Genomic DNA, 666 nt, shown 5'->3' with positions numbered 1-666 from the left:
AAAGTGACTGCGTTAGATAAAGGGAAGATTGAGAAAACACGAGACTTTTATCTGATGGCAGCCAAAGCTATGCAGCACATTCTGATCAATCAAGCTTGGGCGAAAAAAGCGGATAAGCGCCAACAAGATCAGTCAATTTCAATGGAACAAGCCCTGTCGATTGAAATTTTACCCATAGAGAGAAGAGTGGCTCTTGAGCAGTCTTTGGTTGAGTTTACTCATCACTATCCGCGTCAATCCAACGTGTTAAAACTCAAATATTATATTGGTCTAAGACACACCGAAATTTGCCAACTTTTGGATTGCAGTTCTAGCTTGGTTGAAAAAGATCTCAAGTTCGCCAAAAGCTGGCTCCACAATAGACTCGCGGCCTAAGTTGATGAAAATGTCTCAATTTATTAATAAATTCATAAAATATTTTACGTTTTTTCTCGTATTCCCTGTGTCTTGTTAATCCGCACTGATACCTCTAAAAATAACGCCGACTTGATGAGGCTGTGGCTCAACACAGCGGTGATTCAAACATTAAAAGGCTTATAAAGGGAATATCAATGAAAAAGCAAGGCTTACTGGCAGCGTCAATTGAAATGGCTCTGGCTGGGTGTGGTTCAGACAGCGATTCGTCGAACGGTCCAACGACGTTTTCGATCACGGCTATTGATGGCT

At 41.3% G+C, this 666-nt stretch carries 1 protein-coding gene; it reads left to right on the top strand.

Annotation, left to right across the window (positions count from 1 at the left end):
• Positions 1-375, top strand: a 375-nt coding sequence (locus KIV40_RS34085) for an ECF-type sigma factor (RefSeq protein ID WP_285353867.1), incomplete at its 5' end; no start/stop codon positions are given.
• Positions 376-666 lie beyond the last annotated feature (291 nt).

This window comes from Vibrio sp. D173a, from assembly GCF_030248475.1.
The sequence above is the reverse complement of the archived record's forward strand: the minus strand, read 5'-3'. Positions and strand labels throughout refer to the sequence as shown.